Genomic DNA, 23,716 nt, shown 5'->3' with positions numbered 1-23,716 from the left:
TATGGATTTAGGAACGGTACGCTCAATAAATATTAATGAGGAAATGCAACAATCTTATCTCGATTATGCCATGAGTGTGATTGTTTCCAGGGCTTTACCCGATGCCAGGGATGGTCTTAAACCCGTGCAGCGAAGAATTCTTTATGCCATGTTCGAAATGGGATTGCGACCAGGCTCTGCGCACAAGAAATCGGCCAGGATCGTTGGAGAGGTTTTGGGCAAGTATCACCCGCACGGTGATATGGCAGTTTATGACGCCATGGCAAGGCTGGCTCAAGACTTTTCTCAGCGATACCGGTTGGTGGAAGGTCAGGGGAATTTTGGGAGTATTGATGGCGATCCACCGGCAGCGATGCGCTATACGGAAGCGCGGTTAACTGAGATATCGATGGATATCCTCCAGCAATTAGGGATGGATACGGTTGATTTCCTGGACAACTTTGACGGGACTTTACAGGAACCGGAGGTGTTGCCATCGTCAATCCCGAATTTATTGGTCAACGGCGCATCTGGCATCGCCGTGGCCATGGCAACCAATATCCCGCCACATAACCTGGGTGAGGTGGTGGATGCCCTGGTGATGATGTTTGAAAATTGGACAAAAATCGACGATATCGGCGTTGAAGATTTAATGAAACATATTAAAGGCCCTGATTTTCCAACCGGCGGCTTGATTATCACAGATGACCGCACGGAAACCCTGGCTCAGGCTTATGGGAGTGGAAAGGGTCGTGTGCGTATGCGCGCTCGGGTGCTTTTGGAAGAGATGAGCAGGGGGAGAAAGCGGATTATCGTGACCGAATTGCCCTACATGACCAATAAAGCCACGTTGATTGAGAAAATTGCCGAATTTGTGCGCGATGGTTCTTTAGAAGGGGTGAGTGATCTCCGTGATGAATCCGACCGGTTGGGTATGCGGATCGTGATTGAATTGAGTAAAACTGCCAACCCCGATGAAGTATTGAAGACATTGTATAAGCGGACCGCAATGCAAGGCACCTTTGGTATAAACATTTTAGCTTTGGTCAAAGGTCAGCCACAGAACCTGAACCTGAAACAGGCTCTTAAAGTCTTTGCGGACCATCGTCTGGAGGTTGTCAGGCGTCGCAGTGAATATGAATTGAAGAAATCAGAGGAACGCATTCATATTATAAAAGCTTACCTGATTGCTCTGGAGAACCTGGATGAGGTGATTGACACCATTCGACGGTCACACCGGGTTGAAACTGCCAGAAACAACCTGATGCGAAAATTTAACCTTGATGAAATTCAGGCTCAGGCAATTCTGGATATGCCGCTGCGCCGATTGGCGGCTTTGGAGCGTAAGAGAATTGAAGATGAGCACAAGGAAGTTGAGAAACGGATTAAGGAATTGAAAGCTTTGCTGCGCTCTCCCAAGATGATGCGCGAGGTTGTCATCAATGAATTAAAGGAAGTGCGCACGCGTTATGCGGATGCACGCCGAACGCAGATCATCCAGATGCAAGAAGGCGAGACCGCCATTGACCGGCTGACGACCAGGGATATGATGCCAGAAAAACTCGTATGGGTCGCTGTATCGAAGAACAACAAAATTGCCCGTACGGATGACGACAAAAGCTTCAGGCAATGGGGGCTTGACGCTCCGAGCATGGTTTTGCGCACAACGACGCATCACACATTGTATCTTGTGACTGAGACTGGCGAGGCGGCTGCACTGGCGGTGCAATCGCTGCCCGTTGCTGATGATCCTGATTCAGGCATCTCGTTGACGGCTTTGTCACCGCTGACCAGCCAACACAAACCGAAGTTGATCTTCTCTGCGCCGACAGACCTTGAAGAAGGCGATGGATATGTGGTCAGTGTGAGCAAGATGGGCATGGTCAAACGCTCTGCACTGAGCGAACTCCCGGGTCCCTCCGCGCATTTGTTTACATTGGTAAAAATTAATGACGGTGACGCCCTGAAATTCTTATTGTTGACCAAAGGCGACCAGACGATCTTCCTGGCGACCAAATTGGGCATGGGAATCCGCTTCAACGAGGAGGAGGTGCGGCCCATGGGCTTGGTCGCCGCCGGGGTGAATGGCATTAAACTGCGCGAAAATGATGAGGTTATTGGTGGGGGCAATGCCTCACTACGCGGTGAAATTTTGTTGGTAACCAATCGCGGCAAAGCAAAACGGATAGAACCCTCTCAATTCCCACTCCAGGGGCGCTATGGATTGGGGGTGATTGCCTGGAGGTTGCCAGACGATGAGCATATTGCCGGGTCAATGATCGGGATACTCACATCCAACGGTGTGGTGCATTTTAAAGAGGCAGCCAGCCGCCTCTTGCGGGTGACGGATGCCCCCAGCCGCACCCGGGCACAAAAAGGCGAGGTTGTAATCGATGTCAAAAAGGGTGATGAGATCCTGGAAATGACAGTGCCGCTGGATGCGATTTCATTGGTAGGAAAATAAGCGCTGACGATCAGAAAAGCCCGGGTTATGGCTGCTGGATAATCGAATAATGAAATCGGATGGTGTTGTCGATCACGCCCATCGTGTCGCGCCCTTCAGTCACGCCACCATTTGGCTTTTGTACCTGCCAGCGAAAATTATGGATATGACGATCGACATTTTCCTGAAGAAGGATGAATTTTTGTCCTGTATGTTCTTCCATCAGGTTGGTAATCCACTCTCGGATTGCCGGCTTTCCGACGATGGCACCTCCAGAGCGAATATGAACCGCGTTGCTGTGATAAAACTTAATGACTTTGTCCGGGTTGTTGCTATTCAAGGCTGCAAAGTATTGACTGAGAAAATTATTGCCTGCTGTGGAGTTTTCATAACGATAATTACGAACGAGATCCCAAAATTTTGGTAAATCACGCCGACAACCTTCCCAATACCAGAAATTGACAGCCGGAAGGTTTAACTTTTGGGCGACCTGCAGGAACTCGGTCACATCGTTCTCTTGGGGTATCCAGCCATGTTCTTTGAAAGTCGGACCGGTAGGGACAATCGTCCTGAAGGGCTTGATCTGGTTGTATTCGTTGATACAGCGTTGCAATTGTGCGCCCCCCGTATTGATTGATTTCATCCAGTAAACCTGGGGCATGTTGTAATCGCACCGTTTAAGAAAATTACTGAAGGGAAAATCAGGATGATACGAAGGGAAGCGATATGAGCTGAGGGCTATGGGCAGACTGCCCAAATTATTGCGCAGGATGTTCATATAACGGCTGGCGGCAGCAGCTTTTTTGGGTTGTTTGAACTCATGTTCTGCATTGACCACATAACCATCGACACCCAGCTCAATCGAGCGTTTAACCGCAATTTGCGCCTCTTGATCGGGATGATTTCCATAGATGTACTGCCATCCCCAAACGGCGATATTGTGAGATTGGAGCTTTTTAATCACAGGCCGGACGTAATCAAAGCCGCTTTCAAGGTCAACGTTGTAAGGGAAGGCGCCATCAGCAATTTTGATCAACACATGTGATAATTTGGCTTCGCGCGCCAGGTCGACGATGCGATCGGGGTTGCCCTTTTCGCAATTTTTCAACCTCCAAATATAATAACCTTTGCCTTTAAGCTCCATGGTATTTGTCCTGATTAATGATCCTGTGGCGTCCCTGCCAGGCCGAGGTCTTCAGCAATGCCGTTCATGGCTTCAATCACATTGGCGACGTGTTCCCAGAGATCGATTCCTAACTCTGCAGCGCCCAGCTCAATTTCTTCCCGATTGGCGCCCGCAGCAAAGGATTTGTCCTTCCATTTGTTCTTCACAGATTTTGGTTTAAGATCATATAAAGCTTTTGAAGGCCTGACCAGGGCAACGGCAGTGATTAAGCCGGTCACCTCATCACAGGCGAACAGCGCTTTTTCCATAAGCGTCTCTCGAGGGATTCCCGTGTGGGTCGCATGACTGAGGACTGCCCGGATGATATCTTCTGGAACCTTATGGTCCCGCAAAATAGATTCACCAGCCAGGGGATGTTCTTCCATGGTGGGATGAATTTCCCAATCAAAGTCGTGTAATAATGCGGTCACAGCCCATTTTTCCTCATCTTCGCCAAATTTGCGGGCATAAAAACGCATTGCGGCTTCAACAGCCAGCATATGTTTGATGAGGTTAGGGTTCTTGACGTATTGATGCAAAATGGTTAATGCTTGATCTCTGTTCATGGTTTGTCCTTTCATTGCAATATTGATGCCAGAATTGGTTTTTATTAATGATGATTGGAAAAAGTCGGATTCAGGGGAAGATGGGTTCGGGTTGACCGAGAATTGGTGTGGACCGGGCAAAGTACACATCCCAAACCGCCGCGCTGGAGGCAGGTATTTCCCGCGCCCACCAGAAGATATACCCGCGACGGTTGTAGTTGGCATCGTCCGCGCTGACGCCATAAGCTTCGATATTCAAAGCGTTGCAAATGAATAAAGCCCGGGGTAAGTGAAAAGCCTGGGTAACGATGATCAGTTGATTGACACCAAAAATATCTCGGGCTCGGTAACAGCTATCATAAGTCCTTATCCCCGCAGGATCCAGGACGATATCTTCATCAGGGACGCCTAAAGACAGGGCATAATCGAACATGGCTCCGGGTTCATTGTAATATTGCGAAACGTTGTCACCGCTCATTAAAAGCTTTTCAACTTTTCCTGAAAAATAAAGCTCTGCTGCTGTTTCAACCCGGTCGCGTAGAACAACGCCGGGCGATCCATCCCGGTTGAGACCGGCGCCCAGAACCAGAGCGACAGGGGCTTCAGGGACATCCTCTGGTAAAAAGGTCTTTGGTCGGCTGTGAATCAGGATCCCCGTTCGGATTAAGCCAACAAGGAAGAAGGCGCCGATGAAGATATACAGGATGCTGTGAAAAACGATCAGAAGAAAGCGGCGGAGGTAATTCATTGTTGGGGCGCGGTGTGCGTGAGAGCCTGTAAATCCAATGCCAGGGGATAAATAACCGAACGGAACCCATTGTAAAAATTGTCTTCTACTGAGCGAAGGGCTTCAACTTGATAGTCCAAAGCGGAACTGATGATATATAAACCGTCCGCGCTGTTTGCAACCCGCAGCATGGCTTCCTCGATTCGAAAACGCATAAAAACAGGCAAGTTAGGGGATGCGGATAAACTGACATTGGGAATCAGTCCATCCGATCTCCAAACGACAAAAACCTGGTTCTGGGCATCGGGAAGGTTGAACATGATATCGCTGGAGGTCAGCGGATCGCCCGTGAGCGCATAGGTGACGCCAAAATCGCAGATGCCCTGAATATAAATTGCCCGAATGATCGCATTGTAGCTGTAAACGAAGATGGGATCCTGGGTTGGCGTACTGGTAATCGCTAACAATCCCATGGGCACATAATAACCGGGGGTTGAATGGGGATCCAGGAAGCAGGGGCGAGTCCCTGCAAATTGCTGCAGGGCGGGCAGAATATCGCCGGTGTTTTCATTGGTTTCGGGGTCGAAAAAGTACTCAAACCCACGGTACATATTGGCTATGAACTGAACTCCGTAAGAAAAGACGCCCTGGTGATTGGTCATCAGCATGACCTCGGCGAACCCCTGTTCATTCAGGTACAGGTATTCCAGCGGATTAACCCAAAATAAATCAACTTCGCCTTGGAGTATTGCTGTTGACAGCGATTCAAAATCTGGATAGAGCAGTACCTCCATAGCATAGCCGGTTTCACCACTTAACAGGTCGGTGAGGTCTTTCGCGGCAAGGTCTGCATTGGCAAGTTGAGGGAGCACGAAGCCAAAGGTGACGGGGTTGCCTGCTTCGCCCAAGGGCGGCAGGGTTGGCGTGGCTGTTGGTCGAGGCGTGGCAGTTGGTTTGGGCGTGGCGGTTTGGTCTGGCGTCCAGGTCGGAGAGGGTGTTGGTGTGGAGGCCTCCTCCTTAGGTGTGCAGGCTGTCAACAGCGCAAGCATAACGATCAGCATTGTGGTCAACACCCATTGACGGTAGCTCTGATAAGATGATTTGGGCATCAGGGATTAAATCCGTTCCGTCCATGATGGATGGGCATATTTTTCGTTGACAAGCTCTTTGGCTCGTGCCAACTCCTTTTCAGTGAGGTCAGCCGGTTCCAGGTCCAGATTCAAGGCCTGTGAGAAGGCATCTTGAAATGCCTGGCTGGCTTGCTCCCATGGTATGGCAAATCCCAATTCGCTCTCAACCGTGGTTGCATGGGCTAATAACCGTTCTTTTGCCTTTTCCACAGCAGCCGGGTCAGGGAAATTCAGCGCGTCGATAATGCGCGTCAAATCGCCATACAGGGGCAGCGCCCCATGCTGAAGGAGACCGTCTTTCCGGCGAGCTTGAGCGGACCCGATGAGCTTTTTCCCATTGACTGTAATTTCGTAATTGGAAGGAACCTCAAAACAGACCGGGTTGGGCGTTTTCGAATTCTGGTTCGAAGGCTGTTGATTGGCTTGCGGGTTCAAACCCAGCAGACGTAGCGCTTCGAGCAGTGCTTCTGAAAGCCGCAAATAACTTTCCAGCACACCACCCCTGACTCGAGGTTCGGATAAGGGCACAATCACAGAATAGGTCAGCTCATCCACATGCAGAATCGCCCTGCCGCCGGTTGGGCGACGAACAATGTCCCAACCATTGGCTTTCACTTGCTCGGTGTTGACCTCAGAAAAAGCCTGGGCATGTCCCAATGACAGGCAGGCAGGCTGCCAGGCGTAAAGCCGCAATGTTGGCAAAGCTTCTCCGGTAAAGATCGCTTCCAGGATGGCTTCATCCACAGCCATATTCCAGGAACCCTTTGCCGGTGGATGGTTGATCAAGCGCCAGGTTGATTTAAGATAATCCATCGTGTGTGCCTCTATTGGTCAATAATTCCAACCTTATTTTATACCACTTCTGGGCTATACTGGGTATGATTAATCAAAAAGCGGCGATCCAGACCTGACTTTATCAACTGGATGCAATATTTTTCCAGAAAGTGGACGAATAATGGAAAACAGACCCAGAGAGTCATCTTGAAAGGTTGGATAACATGGAAGTTAAGAAACTATATCGAATCCCGTCTGAAGGCAGCCTTGCTGGCGTTTGCGCCGGACTTGGAAAGCACCTGTCGATTGACCCTGTGATCTTGCGGGTGTTGTTTGCCGTCTTATCATTCTCTGGCGGATTAGGCATCCTGATTTACCTGGTTATGTGGCTGATGGTACCGATTGAGCCTCAGGTCGAGGAAACCCCAAATATAGAAGCGGATTAATCTAAAAATTGATGGGGACAGGCCCCTGGCAGCCCGCGCGAACGGACCGTTGAAAAAATACCAGCATCTTTTTGAGTTTCACTTTGCCTGGTTTCTGTTAACGGTGCACGGGAGTATAATTTTCGTTGGAGGTTCAAATGTCGACAAATCCGACCAGAAATCGTATAGATCCAAAGGTGATTGATACCACACCCGTTCGGCGTCCAAACTGGATCAGGGTGCGTGCGCCCAATGGGGAGAATTATCAAGATCTACAACGCCTGATGCGCAGCAAGGCATTGCATACGGTCTGTGAGGAGGCCGGCTGTCCGAATATCGGCGAATGCTGGGGCAGCGGAACCGCCACTTTTTTGATTTTGGGCGATGTGTGTACGCGCACCTGCAGGTTTTGTGATATTAAACATGGGCGCCCTGAATTCATAGATTGGGAAGAGCCCGAACGTGTTGCCCAGGCTGTGAAGCAAATGGACCTCAGGCACGCGGTGATCACCAGCGTCAACCGTGATGAACGCCGGGACGGGGGCGCACCAATTTTTGCCATGATCATCCAGCGCATTCGGCAATTATTACCAGGATGTTCCGTTGAGGTGTTGATCCCCGATTTCAAAGGCAGTGTTGAAGCTTTGCGGATCGTGATGGCTGCCCGTCCTGAAATCCTTAACCACAATGTGGAAACAGTGCCGCGTTTATTCAAAAGTGTACAACCTCAGGATCGTTATGAGTGGTCACAGGCTATTCATACCGCTGCCAAACAATTAGACCCCGATGTGCTAACCAAAGCAGGCATCATGGTGGGACTGGGCGAGACCTTTGAAGAAGTTCAGGAAACGATGCGCGATTTACGCAGCTGGGGTGTGGACATCCTCACCATTGGGCAATATTTACAGCCCAGCCGGAGGCACCTTCCCATTATGCGTTACTACACCCTGGATGAATTTGAGGCATTAAAGAGCTTTGGACTGGAAATCGGATTTCGGTGGGTTGAAAGTGCTCCCCTGGTCAGGTCTTCCTACCATGCCATGGAACAGGTGCGTGCACTTTCTGGGGCGCATAAAGATTTAAATACTTAAAGTAAATACCCGTTGTTAATCTGATTAAGGCATCCACATTGGGATGCCTTTTTATTATTCGTAACTTTGGCAAACAGGCCAGGTGATGCACGAAACATGTTAAAATTAGCCTACCATCAAAGGAGGTAGCAGTCATGGACGTGAAAAATATCAGGATTGAAAAGCCAGAGGAGATCAATTTTATCCTCGGTCAGTCGCATTTTATTAAAACCGTCGAGGATATCCACGAAGCCCTGGTGTCCAGTGTGCCGGGGATAAAATTCGGGCTGGCGTTTTGTGAAGCGTCGGGCAAGTGCCTGGTCCGTTGGAGCGGCACCGATGAAGCTATGATTGAACTGGCTAAAAAAAATGCCTGTGAGCTGCGGGCAGGCCATGCGTTCATCATTTTTTTAGGACAAGGATTTTTCCCGATCAATGTTTTAAACCAAGTCAAAGCTGTGCCGGAAGTCTGTCACATCTTCTGTGCCACCGCCAATACGACGGATGTGGTAGTGATGGATGTTGGTGAAGGACGCGCGATCTTAGGCGTGGCGGATGGAAACCGTTCGCGCGGCATTGAAGGTGAAGAAGACATCACCTGGCGAAAAAATTTCTTGCGCATGATTGGCTATAAAAAATAGAACATCCGATGCCTGAATACCGTATTGATTTTCAACCGATTGGCTCGCGGGTTTTTACCAATGGTAAAGAAAGCTTGCTCGCACTGGCGCAAAAGGCAGGCATTTCAATTGCCGCGTTATGCGGCGGCGTGGGTGTCTGCGGCTCTTGCAAAATTCGCTGCATTGACGGAGAACTGAATCCTGTCCAGCCTGAAGAGGAAGACGAATTCAGCCCTGATCAGCTCGCCCAGGGATGGCGCCTGGCGTGTATGACCGTTCCGTGCAGTGACGCCAGAATCGAATTGCCGCCCGAATCGTTGACGACAATGCAACGTTTGCAAATCGACGGACTTCCGAAAGAGATTGTTCTTGCGACAAATCTTCACCTGGAAAAGTTCTCCCTGCCTGTGCCGGCTCAGGATGATTTGCGCGCAGATTGGGAACGATTTAGCGAGTTACTCTCCAATAGCGGTGAGGCATGCCGAGATGTCAGCCTGTCGGTATTAACCCAGTTTTCAATAAAAATGCGCGAGCAGGATTGGTCCGCTGTGGCTGTTTTTAATGGAGCGGGAGAGATACTTGGATTTTTGAGAGAAGATCAGGACTGTTATGGCGTGGCAGTCGATGTCGGCACCACAAAAATGGCTGCTTTCCTGGTGAATTTATTCAACGGGAAAATTGAGGCAAAATCAGCATCGATGAACCCGCAGATCAGTTACGGCGAAGATGTGATCAGCCGAATTGCTTACGCTAACCAGGGTAAAATCCAACAAAAAACACTGCAAACCAGCCTGGTCGAATGGGTCAATCAACTTGTCGGCAGTCTATGCGCATCTGCCCAAGTTAACCCTGACCAGATCATGGACTTTGTTGTTGTGGGCAATACCGCGGTGCAGCACCTGTATGCCGGGTTGCCTGTCAGGCAGTTGGGCGAGGCGCCCTATGTTCCCGCCGTTCGCCAGGCGTTGAATTTTCCGGCACGTGAGGTCGACCTGGTTGGAGCTCCTGGCGCACGTGTCTATATGCCGCCGAACATTGCCGGGTTTGTTGGAGCGGATCACCTTGCGATGCTGTTAGCCAGCGATATCCTTGGTCGACAGGGCGTGATCCTGGCACTCGATATTGGCACCAACACCGAGGTCAGTTTACTTAAAGATGGAGAGTTGGTGAGCTGCTCGTGTGCATCTGGGCCGGCATTTGAGGGCGCTCATATTCATGCTGGAATGCGAGCTGCACCCGGTGCGATTGAGCGAGCCAAGTTTTATGATGGCGATTGGCATCTGGCAACCATCGAAAATCAACCAGCAGTCGGTTTGTGTGGTTCGGGAATACTGGATGTCGTTGCGGGTTTGCTGGAAAGCGGGCAGATAGATTCAACCGGGCGGTTCACAAAACGCGCGGCTCGCAAAGTCCTTTTGCCAAAGGGTGACGCGATCATCCTGGTTCCTGCTGCAAAATCGGGCACGGGAAAAGAAATCCTGGTTACACGCGGAGATATCCGCGAGATCCAATTAGCCAAGGCAGCCATTCGAGCTGGCATTAACGCCCTGCTGAGGGCAACTGAGACGAAAGCTGAGGAAATCGATCAATTCATCGTGGCAGGGGCATTTGGCACCTATTTAAATCTGGATTCTGCCGTTAAAATTGGTATGTTTCCCACGCTTCCCGCTCAACGCTTTCAACAGATCGGCAATGCGGCTGGCGCAGGCGCGCTGGAGATGCTGCTTTCAAACGACAGCCGCAAGAAAGCTGAAACGATTTTGGCAAAAATATCTTATATTGAACTGACAACAGATCCGGAATTTATGTCATCCTATGTGGATGCGATTGGGTTTTCAGATGATCGAAAGGTGGTTTAATGGAGGCTTTAGAAGCAATCTACACTCGCCGCAGTGTGCGCAATTTTAAACACGAGCCGGTTTCCGAAGAGGACCTGCACGACCTGTTGAGGGCTGGCATGCAGGCACCATCAGCAAGGAACGAACAACCCTGGCATTTTATTGTGATTGACGATCGGGCAAAATTACACGCCATCCCCAAATTTCATCCCTATTCAAAAATGCTCCTGGATGCACCGCTGGCGATCCTGGTGTGTAGTGATCGCAAATTGGAATCAAAACGCGCTTCGTGGCTGCAAGATTGTTCAGCGGCAACGCAAAATATCCTGCTGGCAGCTCATGCCAAGGGATTGGGCGCGGTTTGGCTGGGGATCTTTCCTGATTCGGTGCGCGTGTCTGGTATGCAATCCCTGCTGGAGATACCAAAAGATGTTCGACCAGTGGCGCTGGTTGCGATTGGGCACCCTGAATCGGTACCTGAACCGGTTGACCGCTTCAATGCGCAGCGGGTGCATCGAAATAAATGGTAATGCGCTTATCTTGAAATGAGCTTTTCTTGGATATGTGGGATCATGGCAGCGAGGGCTCTGGCGCGGTGGCTGATCTGGTTCTTGATATCGGCTGAGAGTTCGGCCATAGTTGCATTGTATTCAGGGATATAAAATACCGGATCGTAGCCAAACCCTCTGGAACCGCGTTCTTCAGGGGCGATCAATCCCTGGCAGCAACCCGTGGTCGTGATGATTTCGCCGTCCGGTAGAGCCAGTACGGTTGTGCAAACGAAACGTGCCTTCCAGGGCTGAGGTTTGGCTACCAGTTGTGACAATAAATACCTGCGCCTATCGGAATCCGTTGCCGGTTGCGTGGGTGAAAACCTGGCAGAATGAAGACCTGGCGCGCCGTCCAGCGCCTCAACTTCCAGCCCGGTATCATCTGCCAGCACGGGCAGACCTGTTTCTGTAAGATAAGCCATCGCTTTTATCCGCGCGTTTTCAAAGTAGGTGGATCCTGTTTCCTCAATATCAATGCGATTTCCACAGTCTTCAAAGGTGACGATGTCGATTTCGAGGTGAGAGAGAATGGCTTTGATTTCGAAGATTTTCCCCGAGTTTCCTGAAGCGATGACCAGCTTTGCGGTGGTGATGTTCATTTATTAAATACCTAAATTATCATAGTGAGCGTTTAAAATTGATTTGTTCTTGATTTAGTATCATTTATCGGGATAGACCTTAGCGTAGCACTCAAAGAATTTTTAGCTATGTCCGCCCAACCCGAAGATGACCGATGTGCAGGGCAACCACAGCTCACTGCCCTTGCAGAGCACAGGGAGCGTTACGCGAAGGGTTGCCCAACGAATTATTATAATATTCATAATAATCGCAAATGTCAAAAATGATTGTTTTCATTCATCAACCGATTATTCAATACCATTTGTTATCATACTCTCCAAATAAGGTTTGATGTTTATGAGGCGCCGTGTTATAATTCTGCCTGAATTGATTTTACCCAATCGTTTCTTGAGTGATATACTGTGAACAAGAGCAATAACCTTTTGCGACTGAACGTTGGTCATATGTACAACAAGGCCATTGGCTCCAGCCATGAAGTCCCTGTTGACATTGATGAAATCGTTGTCGATGACCTTTCAATACAAGCTTTACATAGCGTGGTGCGTCTTTCAAGAACTCGCGAAGGGATTTTGCTGCAGGTTAAGACAGGGGCGAAGGTTTTGACCTCATGTGTCCGTTGCCTGAAAGAAATCTACCTGCCGGTTGAGACCGAATTTGAAGAATTGTACCAGTTTATGACGCGCCATCGCGAAGAGGAGGATTTAATCCTTCCTAATGATGGCTACCTTGATTTGGGCCCCTTGTTTCGAGAATACTTAATCTTAGCGACGCCCATTAAGCGTTTGTGTGACAGCAATTGCCAGGGGCTCTGTGTTGTCTGTGGTGCTGATCTTAATTTAACGACATGCGAACACCAATCCTCGGAAGGCTCCCAATCCGTGACCTTTGATCAGGAGACGCATTAATCACGGGTTCGCGGGTGGGGGTAGGCGTGAATTAACATCAACCACAATCAAGCCGGAGAAGAAGCAGTGGTCAGCGATCCTTGTAGGAAGAAAGTTAAAGCAATTATTGATGCCCTGCTTTCACTCGCAGATAAACAGGGTTATGTGACCATCGACGATTTAATGGTCTATTTCCCAAATGAAGACGATGATCACGAATCAATACGGGTTGTAATTGTGTATTTGCGGAATCAGGGGGTTGAAATTATTGATTCCCCAGCATTGCTCGATAACAAGGGCGATATGAGCAGCGGTCGAAGCCCAGTGTCATCACCCTTTGAAGGCACTGAAGATACAATCGGACTGTATCTCAAAGAAATGTCTCAGGAACCGCTACTTTCAATGCCAGAAGAACAATTAATTGCTCAACGAATAGAGCAGGGACGGCTAGCAAAAATTGAACTGGCAAGCATTGATAATGATGCTCAACCAGAACGTGTTGCCGAATTGCAATTGTTGATTGCAGAAGGCGAGGAAGCCTGGGAGCATCTGATAAAAGCCAATACGCGCCTTGTAGTTTCAATCGCCAAACGTTATATCGGCAGGGGGATACCGTTTTTAGATCTGATCCAGGAAGGCAATTTGGGGCTGATCAAAGCGGTGGAAAAGTTCGATTATAAACGCGGGTTTCGTTTTTCAACTTATGCCACCTGGTGGATTCGCCAATCGATCACACGTTCTATTTCCGACCAGTCCAGGACGATCCGCATTCCAGTGCACATGATTGACCGAATCGGGGAGCTGTTCCGGGTCCATCATGAGTTAGAACAAAGTTTGGGAAGGAAACCACTTGCAAAGGAGATCGCCGAAAAGTTGAATCTCAGTGTGGAGAAAGTGCAATGGATCATGCGCATCTCCTGGCCCCCGCTATCTTTGGAGACGCCCGTTGGCGATGATGAGGAATCTGATCTGGGCATGTTTGTTGAAGACGAAGAGAATCCTTCGCCAATTGATGTGACCTACCAATCAATGATGCATGAGAAAATCGATGAGGTTCTGGCGACATTAACACCGCGAGAAGCCCGCATTTTGCGCATGCGCTTTGGCTTGGATGGCGGTCGGGCTTATACCCTGGAAGAGGTGGGTTTAAAGTTTGGCTTGACCCGCGAACGCATCCGACAAATTGAAGGCAAAGCTTTACGGCAGCTCAGACACCCGTATAAAGCCAGGCAGTTGAAAGATTTTTTATAATCTTGTATAATTCTTCTACGATGATTAACCAATTCTTCATCATGTACATGTTTTGGTCTCCGATGTTATGCTTGCCAGGAGCATAACACGAGGTGTCACGTCACCTCCGGAGAGCGGCTGGCTGAGGCCAGCTTTTTTATTGCTAACAGCGGAATCAAACCATGAAATGAGGTAAAAAATGACACAACCTGTATTAGTGGCTGTCGCCTGGCCCTATGCCAGCGCTGAAATTCATGTCGGAAACATCACCGGCTCGTATTTACCTGCAGATATCCTCGCCCGTTACCACCGTCTGCGCGGGCGGGATGTGTTGATGGTTTCAGGTTCCGATTCACATGGAACACCGGTCACCGTGCGCGCTGACGAAGATAATTCCACGCCCGAGGAAGTCTACAAGCGCTATCACGCCGGGTTTATTGAATTGTTTCAAAAGCTGGGGTTGACCTACGATATTTTCACCAGTACCCATACCCGCACTCATTTTGATGTTGCCAACAAGCTGTTTTTATCGCTGAAAGAAAACGGCTACCTGTACACGGAGGAATCGAAACAGTGGTATTCTCCAGCACAAGAACGGTTTTTGCCCGATCGCTATGTGGAGGGCACCTGCTATTTTTGTGGAAAGACCGGCGCTCGTTCAGATCAGTGTGATCATTGCGGTCACCTTTTGGAAGCTGAAAAGCTCATTGATCCAAAGTCCAGGATTGACGGATCGACCCCTGAATTGCGTGAGACAACCCATTTTTATCTTGATCTGGAAAAACTGGAAGAGCCGGTAACCGAGTTTTTGCGTGAACGGCAATCCTACTGGCGTCCGAATGTGATCCGCCAATCCCTGGGGCAAATTGAAACGAGTGGATTGCGCGGTCGACCGATTACCCGTGATCTTTACTGGGGCGTGCCTGTGCCGGTTGAAGGCTGGGAAGGTAAGTGCATGTACGTTTGGTTTGAAGCGGTGATTGGCTATCTTTCGAGTGTGGTGGAGTGGAGCCAGCTGCATGATGACCCTGAGGCCTGGCATCACTGGTGGACAAACCAAAAATCGCGTGCTTTTTATTGCATCGGGAAGGATAACATCCCCTTCCATGCCATCATCTGGCCGGCTGAGCTGATTGGTGTGGGTGACTCCTTCGACGAGAAGATGGGCGCAACTGACCCTCAACCGCTGGTGCTGCCCTATGATGTGCCCGCGAATGAGTTCATGAACCTGGAAGGGAAAAAACTTTCCGGCAGCCACAATTGGGCAGTATGGGGGCTGGATTTCCTTGAACGTTATGACCCGGATCCGCTGCGCTATATTTTGACGGTGAACATGCCAGAAACTCGCGATTCCGATTGGGATTGGGAGGAATTCTACCAGCGCAATAATAATGAACTGGTGGCCACCTGGGGCAACCTTGTTAACCGGGTGCTGTCGTTTGCCTTCAAACACTGGGATGGCACTGTTCCGATTCCGCATGCGCTGCGGGAAGGCGACCTGGAACTCTTGCAGACCATTCGTGCCGGCTTTAAAACCATGGAACGCTATTTAGAGGCGGTCAAGCTGCGGGCGGCGCTTTTGGAAGCGATGCGCCTGGCTGGAGAGGTGAATAAGTACCTGGACAGTACCGGACCCTGGTTTGAAATTAAAACGGATAAGGACGCAGCGGCTAAGTCGATTTACACGGCGATGCAGGCGATTGATTGGTTGAAGATCATCTTCGCCCCGTTTTTACCCCACACCTGCGAGAAATTGCATGCTTACCTGGGACATGAGCAGCCGATATTTGGGCAGCTGGTGACTCGCGAAATTGAAGATGACCTGGGCACCCACACGGTGCTGCTGTATGAGCCGGGTGAATCGCTTTCTGCCACGGGAGAAGACCTATGGCAGCCGATCGAGTTGGTTCCCGGGAAGGCTTTTAAGCAGCCTGCACCGCTGTTTAAAAAGCTCGACGAAAGCATTGTGGCAGAAGAACGGGCACGCTTGGGGAATTGAGACAATTTTTACCGTTTAAGAGGAAAACCTGCCCGGTGTGGGCAGGTTTCGACGCGCGATAAGTTAATCAATGACGCAGAAGGCTCACAGCACCAAAGTTAAGCATGAGCTGAGAAGCTAATATTGCGGTAGATGAAATATTGATCAATAAAAGGCAAAGAAATGGTTCAACTTTGCCTTTTATTTAAAATCCTCACACGATTTGAATTTTCTTACCCTTGAGATCGCCCTTGTACGCTTCAACAGCATGTTCCCAGGCTTCCAGGCCGACATCCGGATGATAATATTCGGGGAATTCATTCAAATGCGCCATGGCAATCTTCCCTGTTACCAGCGGGTCGTCATTCGTCACATTGGTCTCCGGATCGACCAGACCATGCTCGAGCTCGATGTTCATCCCTTCTAAAAATTCTTCTGGCGTGAACCCCGCTTTGCTGAAGTCAATCCCCAGGGTTTGTGCTACGGCAAGCGCTTCATCTAATGTAAATTCTTTCATTTTTAAACTCCTTCATGTTAATAAAATGCGCATTAATCGTTTAATCTACCTGGATTTTACCCCATACCCCCAAACAGCGGCTTCCGGCTTCCCTAACAGCCTTGTGGGCAAGTGAGATTCCTGTGCGAATGGGCTAAAGTTGCTGTTTGACGCGCTTATTGGCGGAACGCCTTCAGCCAGGCCGGAAGGTGACGCACAAATTCTGCCATGAGCGGCTTACATTGCTTCTGGAAGAAATCGTCGCCCTGATAGGCTTCGCCACCGGATTCGCTCACCAGGTCCGAGACGGCGCGCAGAATCAGGCAGGGGACCTGGTTGCGCCGGGCAATCCAGGCGATTGGACCGGATTCCCAATCGGCGACGGCTGCGTTGTAACGCCGGATCAAGTTGGGGATATCTGCGGAGACGATATCTCGATCGGCAGAGACAATGGTTCCCGTCGTCACCGGTTGAGGCGTCGGGCTCGGCAGCCAGGTCAGGTCGAAATCAACGGTGTAGTGGCGGATGGCGTCATCGAGGTCACCCATTTGTTCGATGATGTCGTAAATGATGGTTTTCGCAACCAGGATCACCTGGCCACGCTCGACCTGACCATGGAATCCACCACAGGTGCCGATATTGACGATCCGAGCCGGGCTCCAGCGGAGAATGGCGTACTGTGTCGACCCGGCAGCAGCCACCTTGCCCCAACCGCCATGCAAGAAAACCACCGGGTACCCGTCGACGGCCATTTTGAAACAATCGCCATAGGGCGTGGATTCAATCCGTGTCTGCGGAAAATGGGGGAGAAAAGCCCGCCATTCTTCGCTGGCAGAGATCAACACACACGTGTCAATGGGGTGGGTCAACGAGGTCAGACCACCCTCCCCAGGCTGGCAAGGTAGATGACAAAGCTTTCCGGCGGTGTGAAGCCCAGCAGCGCATCGACGCCGTCATCATCAAAGGCGCCGATGGCGCACACCCCGCAGTGGATTGACTCGGCAGCCAGGTACAGGTTCTGGCACACGTGCCCGGCATCCAGATAGAGATAGCGATAGCTGCGCTCGGAGTAGCGCCACACGGTGCGATAGGGAACCGCAGCCCAGATAAAAGTCACCGCGCTGGTGGTCACGTGGCGTTGGCTTAAGCAGACCTCTGCCAGTTGGGTGTTGAAATCCGCATCGGTGCGCAGGGCGACCAGTTGATGGGTGCTGGCCACGAAGCGATACAGACCCGCTTCCAGCCCGGTAACTTTATTGACTGAAAGATAGGTCTCAAAGGGATGGCGGCATCCGGCAGAGGGGACGGTTTTCAGGGGAACGGCGCGTGGCTCGTTGATGGTTTTATTGCCCTGGGTCAGCCATAGAAGGTACGACAACTCCTCCAGCGAGAGCGGGTCTTCCGTGTAATGACGCCGGGTCACACGCTGCTCGATGGCTGTGCGCAGGTCAAATTCGCCTAGGTCGATCTCGGCAGGACCGGGCAGGTCGATCAGCGGCGCGCCCGGTTCAAGAGGCAATTCAAAGGGCGGTTGCGGCAATCCCCGCCTTTGAGCGGATTCGCTGATGTAGGGGTATTTGGTGGATTCGACAAACGCGTAACCCTTGTTTTCAGTCATAGCATTTCTCCTTTGTTTGCGATAATTAATCAACTCTCAGCCAGTATTTACGTTTGAGTCCGTCACCGGGCTCTTCAAAAAGATCGAAAGCGATCCCTTTGGACAGAAGAAATTTGTGGGCTTCATTTTCAGAGCTGGCATTCGTGCCTGGATGCAGCAAAATCGTGCCACCCGGGCGCACCACGCGCCACATTTCCGCGTATTCAGCTTCGAAATCCTCGCCGAAGACGTGCCCAGCCATCAGGATATCAGCGAAATTATCCTCAAAAGGAATGCGCGTGATCAAGCCATCGATCGGGTAAACGTTATCAAAGCCCAGTCGGGTTCGTTTTTCCCATAAATAACAACGTAAACGAGCCACCGGTTCTACGGCGTAGACCGCACGCGCATAAGGGGCGACGGTAAAGGTCAACCGCCCGCTGCCCGCGCCGACGTCGAGAACAACCCAGTCGCCGAAATCTATCATAGTCAACAGCGAATCGTCATCCCAGCCCAGGAATGGGAGCTGATCATACCCTGCAGGGTCGAGGATATAGATCAGCCAGTCCTGCATCGTGTCCAGCACAGCCAGCTCCGCCCGACGCAGTTCTTCCGGTGTGGGATGTCGGTTAGCCAGCGCCAGGCAGCGATCAAGGTAAGCTTGAATGGGCGGGTAGACTTGCGCCAAGTACCAGCTTACCGCGGGATGGGCAGCCAGCGCGGTTCCCATAACCGCATCCGGTTGGCGCTCAGACAGGTAAACCACGTGTAACGGCTCCAAGAGAAGCAGCGCATTGAAATCAAGGTCGCTGACATCCAGCCAGCCTAAACCGGGCATCGTAGCGACCTTACCAGCGAATGGCCGCGGCAATCAACGAGAGGATCATGATGATGGCGATCACCGCCATCACAATCTGGTAGACGCGGTAGGATTTTGGTTTTTTCTCTGCTTTTTTGCTCAAGATCCCTCCTTATTCCAGTTGAAGTTTGATATTTTGCGCTAATTCCATGGTGATGCCTTTGATCTCGGCAATTTTTTCGGCTGGCGCCTGTTTAATGCCCTCAATCGAACCGAAGGCGTTCAGCAGCGCTTTTCGGCGGGCGGGTCCAATGCCAGGAATCACGTCCAGGCGGGATGCCAGCCCCTGCTGACCGCGCCGTTTGCGGTGGGCGGTGATGGCAAAGCGGTGCGCCTCGTCGCGGATGCGCTGCAGCAGGTACAGTCCCTGTGAGTGCCGTTCGAGGGTGATTGACGCGTGCTGCCCGGGAATGTACAGTTCATCCTCTTTTTCGGCCAGCGCGGCTATTGGCACCCGATCCAGCAGGTTATAGCTTTCCAGCACGGCGACCGCCCGGCTCAACTGCCCCTTGCCCCCGTCGACCAGCAGCAGGTCAGGAAGGATGGCAAAAGCGGGATCGGGCTTTTTTCCAACGTCCTTCTCTGCTTCGTAAGCGGTCCTCCAGCGCCGAAAACGGCGGGTGAGCACCTCCTCCATGCTGGCGAAGTCATCCTGCCCCAGCACCGACTTGATATTGAAGCGTCGGTAGAGCTTCTTGTTGGGCGTGCCCTGCTCGAAGACCACCATGCTGCCCACGCTGGCTACCCCCTGCGTGGTCGAGATGTCGTAGCATTCAATCCGGTTGGGCGGCTCCGAAAGGTTCAGCGCCTCCTGGATTTCGGTCAGCGCCACGGTCTGGCGGTTTTTGTCAGCCTCCCAGCGGGTGCGCAGGGCGTTGAGGGTCTCAACGGCGTTCTCGGCTGCCATCTCCACCAGTTCACGGTTCACATCCTGGTGTGGGACAGTGATCTCGACCTTTTGCCCGGATTTACGCTCCTTAAGCCACTGGCTGATAATTTTCGCTTCTGCCAGCTCCTCCGGCAACAGAACGGTGTTCGGTACGAAGGCGGCCTGGGCGTAAAATTGCTTCACGAATTCAGCCAAAACCTCCTGGTCGGCTTCTTCCTCGGTGCCTTCCAGGATGAAATATTCCCTGCCGATCAGTTTTCCACTGCGGATAAAGAACACCTGCACGCAGGCTTCGCCGTCAGCGCGCGCCATGGCGATCACATCCGAATCGGTTTGTTCGCTGCTGACAACCTTCTGGCGCTCCACCACCCGGTCGATCGCCTGCAGTTGATCGCGGATCGTGGCAGCTTTTTCATACTGGAGCTCTTCGGACGCAGCATCCATGGCCTGTTTCAGACGCTGGACGACCGTCTCCGTGCGTCCGTCGAGGAACTGGCACAAATCGTCGATCAACTGGCGGTAATCCTCCTGGTTGATGGCGCCAATACAGGGCGCTGAACACAGTTTGATGTCGTAATACAAACACGCGCGCGTATCTTTGACCGTGATTTCGCGATTGCAGGTCAGGTAAGGGAAGATCTTGCGCAACAGGTCCAACGTTTGGTGCACCGCCCACACGCTGGTGTAGGGACCGAAATAGCGCGAGCCATCGATGACCATCTGGCGGGTGACGGTGATCTTGGGGAAGGGGTCAGCCCAGTGCACCTTGATATAGGGAAAGCGCTTGTCGTCTTTAAGGCGCACATTGTAGCGTGGACGATGCCGCTTGATCAGGTTCATTTCCAAAATCAGCGCTTCCAGCTCAGAGCCGACGACAATCCACTCGATATCGGCGATCTCGCTGACCAGTTTTTGAGTTTTCGGTTGTTCGTGGGCGCCGGCATGGAAGTAAGATCGCACCCGCGCGCGTAAATTGACCGCCTTGCCCACGTAGATGATGCGCCCCTGCGCATTCTTCATCAGGTAGCAGCCGGGCTTATCGGGAAGCGTGTCCAGGATCGCCTGGAGATGTTCGTTAACCTGCATACAGGTCTAATTTTAGCACATCATGGAAGTGGAGCTAAGGATGGGGGACAGTTAATAGCAGAAAGAGAATTTTGAAAATGTGGATATCTGAAAAGCATGTAAAACAGGAAGTATTTGTTAAAAAATAAGAAAGATGTCCAATATTCAAATCAGACTACTTATTTATGCTATAATTTTTTCAAGACGATTTATCAAATAGGCTTATGTAATTTTAAAAATAATATATTTTATGGTTGTTATAATGAATAGATACATGCTTGATGTCAAATTTGATTCGACAAAAGTTGAAAATTTAAATAAAGTACTACTACAAGATGGATTTCATGACAGATTAAATGAAGTAAGGAAGATAAACCCTAGAGTCATTCAAAATCCTAGCGTTGTTGAAATAAATATCCCATTTATTACAAAGGGAGGAAATCTTTTTTTAAAGAGGGTTGATGAAGACATTGCACACACATTAAATGCTGAGAAGGGGTGTTCTCTCGCAAAACAAATCAACTTTGGGGGTTATGATGAATCGAAACTACGCTTTTTAACCCTTGAGGGTGAAGCCCATGTAACAACACATGCAATGGATTATTTCCTAGATGAAGAAATTGTTCCTATTTGTACTATAACTTTTTATTTTTACTCACGATCAAAAAAAATTACTGATACATCGAAATTTATAAAATTCACTGAGGATATATCAAGCGAATCCAATTTGGATTATGTAACTGATCGAAACCAATTGATTGAAAATTTCTCACTAGAGAATGCTATATTGTTTATTGACGGACCATTAATTGGTGGAAACATTTCTCATTATAATATTGAACTTGTTGAAAAATTGCATAAAAAAAATATTTTCCCAGTTTTTGTTGTTAAAAACAGCGATAGTAATCTCATTGTTGACAATATGAAAGAATTATCCTATGAATATAATTCTGATTTGCATTGGGCGTACAAAACATTAAAAGAGGGGCAAAGAACAAGCCTTTTTATGTATTCAGATAAATATAACAATAGATTTTCAAAAATATTTTGTTATATAAAACCATTTAATTACATAACACCTCAAAGGATTGAATTCCACCAATCGACATTTGTTTTTTATAAAGAATTTATTCCTGATTTATTTGATCTGATATATTATTTATTGTTATTGCATGGGGATAAAAAGAACCCACAAATGAGACCAATTGCTATTGCAGAAAAATATGCAAGGGAAGTTATGAGAACATTCGATATTGAGATTTTGTTAAAAAGTTCAAGTTTAATTCAAACATTGGACCAAACAAGGTTTGGAGGTTAACTAATGGCTTGGATAGTATTGGGTGAAGAAAACGGGAAAGTTAAATTAGTGTCGAAAGCAAGGAGTACGGAAGAAATACCAGGTATTTTACCCAAAGGCTCATATTTAACAATTGAAGATAATGAAGCACAATCAAAGTTCCTCCTTAGAGTTGATGAGAGCTCGCAATTCGAACCTTTTACCCCTTCACCATTAATTATCGAAATGGGATTGTCTGGCTTATATGCGGATGAAACATGCAGAAATATATTAACAGCCTACCGAGTGAAAAACATTAGCAAAAGAACGGATGGAAAAATAGATTTCATAAGACCTCGAATGGTTGCAAGGAGATCAACTCAGGAAGAAGTAAATTTTGCGTTGGGGGGGCATGAAGAAGGCCCAAAAGTGTTTGTTGCAACTATCCATGGAGGTGAAAACCAACTGCTAGTTGATGAAGAAAAGCGTCTAATTTCTACAAAATTACCGGTTGACATGTTTTTCCACCAAATGCAAATAACAGGTAAAACTGGTAGTGGAAAGACTGTTGCAATGAAGTATCTCGCACAGTACTTTGTCGAAAAAATGAAAGGCGCTGTTTTAGCGATAAATGTTAAAGATACTGATTTTCTTATGATGGATAGGCCCACAAACACAAACAATGAAAGCATTAAGAAGGAGTGGGAGGATTTAGATGAACAACCACATGGGATTGATAACTGTGTAATTTATTATCCCGCCAACACTCAAATACATGCATTTAAAAATATTTCTTATGAAATCACTCAAAGAATCACATTAAATGTTAAAGAAATTGAACCAGAAGCATTAACTGGAATATTGCAAAATATTACAGAAATTGGAGCACAAAACCTTCCCGACATATTTCGATATTGGCGAGATGAAAAAAAAGGCGAAACTTTTAGTGAGTTTGTTACTTACTTTACAGAAGCTCAAGATAACCCCTATTTTGAAACATTGAATTCACGAGGAGACAAATCCGGGGTAATGCTGCATAAAGGAACTTATAATAGTATACGAAGAAATTTAAATTCCTCCTTAGAATTTTTCGACAATCAAGATGCAAACTCATTAGATTTTGACGACATCTTATCTACAGGGAAAATGTCAATAATTAATGTTGCTGGTGAAAAAGGGATTCAATTTGGTTCAATTTTGTTACGGCATTTATTAAAAAGAATAGTACAAGCAAAAAGTGAAAAGCGAAGTGATATACCTATTCTAATAATCATTGATGAAGTGCATCAGTTTTATAACACTGAGAGCTCAAGGGAGGCATTAGGTGTTTTAGACACAATATGCCGCACGGGACGAAGCCAAGAAATTGGAGTGATTTTTTCATCACAAAACCCTGGCGATCTGCCAAAAGGTATTTCTAATGTGGTAAATTCTAAAATATATTTTCGTTCAGATGGGATCAGTGGGGCTCATTTTAAAATCAGTAGTGACGAAGTTCAATCATTAAAACCAGGTTATGCATTAGTTAATATCCACAATATCCCACAATTAAAAATTATCAAATTTCCACTATCACTTGCAGGTGTATAAATCAAT

General features: G+C 48.9%; 22 protein-coding genes. 11 read left to right on the top strand and 11 right to left on the bottom strand.

Features of this window, described 5'->3' with window-relative positions; all coding sequences use genetic code 11:
- Window position 1: 1 nt before the first annotated feature.
- Window positions 2-2,443: a DNA gyrase/topoisomerase IV subunit A gene (locus tag CFX1CAM_RS08235; protein WP_162287673.1), complete on the top strand. Its 2,442-nt coding sequence runs from the start codon at window positions 2-4 to the stop codon at window positions 2,441-2,443.
- A 25-nt stretch (window positions 2,444-2,468) separates the two neighbouring features.
- Here CFX1CAM_RS08235 and CFX1CAM_RS08230 read toward each other — a convergent pair whose 3' ends face one another.
- The 5 genes from CFX1CAM_RS08230 to CFX1CAM_RS08210 all read right to left on the bottom strand — a co-directional run bounded on the left by CFX1CAM_RS08230 (window position 2,469) and on the right by CFX1CAM_RS08210 (window position 6,802).
- Window positions 2,469-3,566, bottom strand: a complete 1,098-nt coding sequence (locus CFX1CAM_RS08230) for a nuclear transport factor 2 family protein (RefSeq protein WP_087862562.1) — start codon at window positions 3,564-3,566, stop codon at window positions 2,469-2,471.
- 14 nt (window positions 3,567-3,580) lie between these two features.
- Window positions 3,581-4,153 (bottom strand): HD domain-containing protein, encoded by a 573-nt coding sequence (locus CFX1CAM_RS08225; RefSeq protein ID WP_087862561.1) that lies wholly within the window; start codon window positions 4,151-4,153, stop codon window positions 3,581-3,583.
- Window positions 4,154-4,223: 70 nt separating this feature from the next.
- On the bottom strand, window positions 4,224-4,880 hold the full coding sequence (locus CFX1CAM_RS08220) for a SanA/YdcF family protein (RefSeq protein ID WP_087862560.1): 657 nt from the start codon (window positions 4,878-4,880) through the stop codon (window positions 4,224-4,226).
- Window positions 4,877-5,968 carry a phosphate/phosphite/phosphonate ABC transporter substrate-binding protein gene (locus CFX1CAM_RS08215; protein ID WP_087862559.1) on the bottom strand — a complete coding sequence of 364 codons (1,092 nt, stop codon included), beginning with the start codon at window positions 5,966-5,968 and terminating at the stop codon, window positions 4,877-4,879. Before CFX1CAM_RS08215 ends, CFX1CAM_RS08220 begins: the two co-directional genes overlap by 4 nt.
- Before the next feature lie 6 nt (window positions 5,969-5,974).
- The gene (locus CFX1CAM_RS08210; protein WP_087862558.1) at window positions 5,975-6,802 is read right to left on the bottom strand and encodes a lipoate--protein ligase family protein; all 828 of its coding nucleotides are present in this window, start codon (window positions 6,800-6,802) and stop codon (window positions 5,975-5,977) included.
- A 185-nt stretch (window positions 6,803-6,987) separates the two neighbouring features.
- On the opposite strand from CFX1CAM_RS08210, the gene CFX1CAM_RS08205 reads away from it, so the two are divergent.
- The 5 genes from CFX1CAM_RS08205 to CFX1CAM_RS08185 all read left to right on the top strand — a co-directional run bounded on the left by CFX1CAM_RS08205 (window position 6,988) and on the right by CFX1CAM_RS08185 (window position 11,246).
- On the top strand, window positions 6,988-7,209 hold the full coding sequence (locus CFX1CAM_RS08205) for a PspC domain-containing protein (protein ID WP_087862557.1): 222 nt from the start codon (window positions 6,988-6,990) through the stop codon (window positions 7,207-7,209).
- A gap of 137 nt (window positions 7,210-7,346) precedes the next feature.
- Window positions 7,347-8,279: a lipoyl synthase gene (gene lipA, locus CFX1CAM_RS08200; protein ID WP_087862556.1), complete on the top strand. Its 933-nt coding sequence runs from the start codon at window positions 7,347-7,349 to the stop codon at window positions 8,277-8,279.
- A gap of 134 nt (window positions 8,280-8,413) precedes the next feature.
- Window positions 8,414-8,899, top strand: a complete 486-nt coding sequence (locus tag CFX1CAM_RS08195; RefSeq protein WP_087862555.1) for an adenosine-specific kinase — start codon at window positions 8,414-8,416, stop codon at window positions 8,897-8,899.
- Window positions 8,900-8,907: 8 nt separating this feature from the next.
- The gene (locus CFX1CAM_RS08190) at window positions 8,908-10,737 is read left to right on the top strand and encodes an ASKHA domain-containing protein (RefSeq protein WP_087862554.1); all 1,830 of its coding nucleotides are present in this window, start codon (window positions 8,908-8,910) and stop codon (window positions 10,735-10,737) included.
- Complete coding sequence (locus CFX1CAM_RS08185) at window positions 10,737-11,246, top strand: nitroreductase family protein (RefSeq protein WP_087862553.1); 510 nt, start codon at window positions 10,737-10,739, stop codon at window positions 11,244-11,246. The genes CFX1CAM_RS08190 and CFX1CAM_RS08185 overlap by 1 nt, the downstream gene beginning before the upstream one ends.
- Window positions 11,247-11,251: 5 nt before the next feature.
- Here CFX1CAM_RS08185 and rdgB read toward each other — a convergent pair whose 3' ends face one another.
- Window positions 11,252-11,866 carry an RdgB/HAM1 family non-canonical purine NTP pyrophosphatase gene (gene rdgB / locus CFX1CAM_RS08180; RefSeq protein WP_087862552.1) on the bottom strand — a complete coding sequence of 205 codons (615 nt, stop codon included), beginning with the start codon at window positions 11,864-11,866 and terminating at the stop codon, window positions 11,252-11,254.
- Between the two features lie 423 nt (window positions 11,867-12,289).
- Between rdgB and CFX1CAM_RS08175 the strand changes: the two genes are divergently transcribed.
- The 3 genes from CFX1CAM_RS08175 to metG all read left to right on the top strand — a co-directional run bounded on the left by CFX1CAM_RS08175 (window position 12,290) and on the right by metG (window position 15,959).
- The gene (locus CFX1CAM_RS08175) at window positions 12,290-12,751 is read left to right on the top strand and encodes a YceD family protein (protein WP_087862551.1); all 462 of its coding nucleotides are present in this window, start codon (window positions 12,290-12,292) and stop codon (window positions 12,749-12,751) included.
- Between the two features lie 66 nt (window positions 12,752-12,817).
- Window positions 12,818-13,981, top strand: a complete 1,164-nt coding sequence (locus CFX1CAM_RS08170) for a sigma-70 family RNA polymerase sigma factor (protein ID WP_197687114.1) — start codon at window positions 12,818-12,820, stop codon at window positions 13,979-13,981.
- Between the two features lie 178 nt (window positions 13,982-14,159).
- Window positions 14,160-15,959 carry a methionine--tRNA ligase gene (gene metG / locus CFX1CAM_RS08165; protein WP_087862550.1) on the top strand — a complete coding sequence of 600 codons (1,800 nt, stop codon included), beginning with the start codon at window positions 14,160-14,162 and terminating at the stop codon, window positions 15,957-15,959.
- 193 nt (window positions 15,960-16,152) lie between these two features.
- Here the strand turns inward: metG and CFX1CAM_RS08160 are convergent, their stop codons facing one another.
- From CFX1CAM_RS08160 to uvrC, 5 genes are all read right to left on the bottom strand, one after another.
- On the bottom strand, window positions 16,153-16,455 hold the full coding sequence (locus tag CFX1CAM_RS08160) for a DUF5661 family protein (RefSeq protein ID WP_197687113.1): 303 nt from the start codon (window positions 16,453-16,455) through the stop codon (window positions 16,153-16,155).
- 155 nt (window positions 16,456-16,610) lie between these two features.
- A complete protein-coding gene (locus tag CFX1CAM_RS08155) occupies window positions 16,611-17,303 on the bottom strand; it encodes a 5'-methylthioadenosine/S-adenosylhomocysteine nucleosidase family protein (RefSeq protein ID WP_157891802.1) in 693 nt (230 codons plus the stop codon).
- Between the two features lie 5 nt (window positions 17,304-17,308).
- Window positions 17,309-18,085, bottom strand: coding sequence for a SagB/ThcOx family dehydrogenase (locus CFX1CAM_RS08150; protein ID WP_231940974.1), 777 nt, complete (start codon window positions 18,083-18,085; stop codon window positions 17,309-17,311).
- Window positions 18,078-18,869 carry a class I SAM-dependent methyltransferase gene (locus CFX1CAM_RS08145; protein WP_087862547.1) on the bottom strand — a complete coding sequence of 264 codons (792 nt, stop codon included), beginning with the start codon at window positions 18,867-18,869 and terminating at the stop codon, window positions 18,078-18,080. Before CFX1CAM_RS08145 ends, CFX1CAM_RS08150 begins: the two co-directional genes overlap by 8 nt.
- Before the next feature lie 133 nt (window positions 18,870-19,002).
- Window positions 19,003-20,865 (bottom strand): excinuclease ABC subunit UvrC, encoded by a 1,863-nt coding sequence (gene uvrC / locus CFX1CAM_RS08140; protein ID WP_087862546.1) that lies wholly within the window; start codon window positions 20,863-20,865, stop codon window positions 19,003-19,005.
- 241 nt (window positions 20,866-21,106) lie between these two features.
- Here uvrC and CFX1CAM_RS08135 point away from each other — a divergent pair, with 241 nt between their 5' ends.
- Together CFX1CAM_RS08135 and CFX1CAM_RS08130 are read left to right on the top strand one after the other, a co-directional pair.
- The gene (locus tag CFX1CAM_RS08135; RefSeq protein WP_157891801.1) at window positions 21,107-22,162 is read left to right on the top strand and encodes a DNA double-strand break repair nuclease NurA; all 1,056 of its coding nucleotides are present in this window, start codon (window positions 21,107-21,109) and stop codon (window positions 22,160-22,162) included.
- A 3-nt stretch (window positions 22,163-22,165) separates the two neighbouring features.
- On the top strand, window positions 22,166-23,710 hold the full coding sequence (locus CFX1CAM_RS08130) for an ATP-binding protein (protein ID WP_087862544.1): 1,545 nt from the start codon (window positions 22,166-22,168) through the stop codon (window positions 23,708-23,710).
- The last annotated feature ends 6 nt before the right edge of the window (window positions 23,711-23,716 follow it).

This window comes from Brevefilum fermentans (genome assembly GCF_900184705.1).
Classification (GTDB): domain Bacteria; phylum Chloroflexota; class Anaerolineae; order Anaerolineales; family Anaerolineaceae; genus Brevifilum; species Brevifilum fermentans.
The sequence above is the reverse complement of the archived record's forward strand: the minus strand, read 5'-3'. Positions and strand labels throughout refer to the sequence as shown.

Excerpts from the sequence above, each read along its gene's own strand:
- CFX1CAM_RS08235 (WP_162287673.1), top strand. The coding sequence starts at position 2 with ATGGATTTAGGAACGGTACGCTCAATAAATATTAATGAGGAAATGCAA.
- CFX1CAM_RS08230 (WP_087862562.1), bottom strand. The coding sequence starts at position 3,566 with ATGGAGCTTAAAGGCAAAGGTTATTATATTTGGAGGTTGAAAAATTGC.
- CFX1CAM_RS08225 (WP_087862561.1), bottom strand. The coding sequence starts at position 4,153 with ATGAACAGAGATCAAGCATTAACCATTTTGCATCAATACGTCAAGAAC.
- CFX1CAM_RS08220 (WP_087862560.1), bottom strand. The coding sequence starts at position 4,880 with ATGAATTACCTCCGCCGCTTTCTTCTGATCGTTTTTCACAGCATCCTG.
- CFX1CAM_RS08215 (WP_087862559.1), bottom strand. The coding sequence starts at position 5,968 with ATGCCCAAATCATCTTATCAGAGCTACCGTCAATGGGTGTTGACCACA.
- CFX1CAM_RS08210 (WP_087862558.1), bottom strand. The coding sequence starts at position 6,802 with ATGGATTATCTTAAATCAACCTGGCGCTTGATCAACCATCCACCGGCA.
- CFX1CAM_RS08205 (WP_087862557.1), top strand. The coding sequence starts at position 6,988 with ATGGAAGTTAAGAAACTATATCGAATCCCGTCTGAAGGCAGCCTTGCT.
- lipA (WP_087862556.1), top strand. The coding sequence starts at position 7,347 with ATGTCGACAAATCCGACCAGAAATCGTATAGATCCAAAGGTGATTGAT.
- CFX1CAM_RS08195 (WP_087862555.1), top strand. The coding sequence starts at position 8,414 with ATGGACGTGAAAAATATCAGGATTGAAAAGCCAGAGGAGATCAATTTT.
- CFX1CAM_RS08190 (WP_087862554.1), top strand. The coding sequence starts at position 8,908 with ATGCCTGAATACCGTATTGATTTTCAACCGATTGGCTCGCGGGTTTTT.
- CFX1CAM_RS08185 (WP_087862553.1), top strand. The coding sequence starts at position 10,737 with ATGGAGGCTTTAGAAGCAATCTACACTCGCCGCAGTGTGCGCAATTTT.
- rdgB (WP_087862552.1), bottom strand. The coding sequence starts at position 11,866 with ATGAACATCACCACCGCAAAGCTGGTCATCGCTTCAGGAAACTCGGGG.
- CFX1CAM_RS08175 (WP_087862551.1), top strand. The coding sequence starts at position 12,290 with ATGTACAACAAGGCCATTGGCTCCAGCCATGAAGTCCCTGTTGACATT.
- metG (WP_087862550.1), top strand. The coding sequence starts at position 14,160 with ATGACACAACCTGTATTAGTGGCTGTCGCCTGGCCCTATGCCAGCGCT.
- CFX1CAM_RS08160 (WP_197687113.1), bottom strand. The coding sequence starts at position 16,455 with ATGAAAGAATTTACATTAGATGAAGCGCTTGCCGTAGCACAAACCCTG.
- CFX1CAM_RS08145 (WP_087862547.1), bottom strand. The coding sequence starts at position 18,869 with ATGCCCGGTTTAGGCTGGCTGGATGTCAGCGACCTTGATTTCAATGCG.
- uvrC (WP_087862546.1), bottom strand. The coding sequence starts at position 20,865 with ATGCAGGTTAACGAACATCTCCAGGCGATCCTGGACACGCTTCCCGAT.
- CFX1CAM_RS08135 (WP_157891801.1), top strand. The coding sequence starts at position 21,107 with ATGAATAGATACATGCTTGATGTCAAATTTGATTCGACAAAAGTTGAA.
- CFX1CAM_RS08130 (WP_087862544.1), top strand. The coding sequence starts at position 22,166 with ATGGCTTGGATAGTATTGGGTGAAGAAAACGGGAAAGTTAAATTAGTG.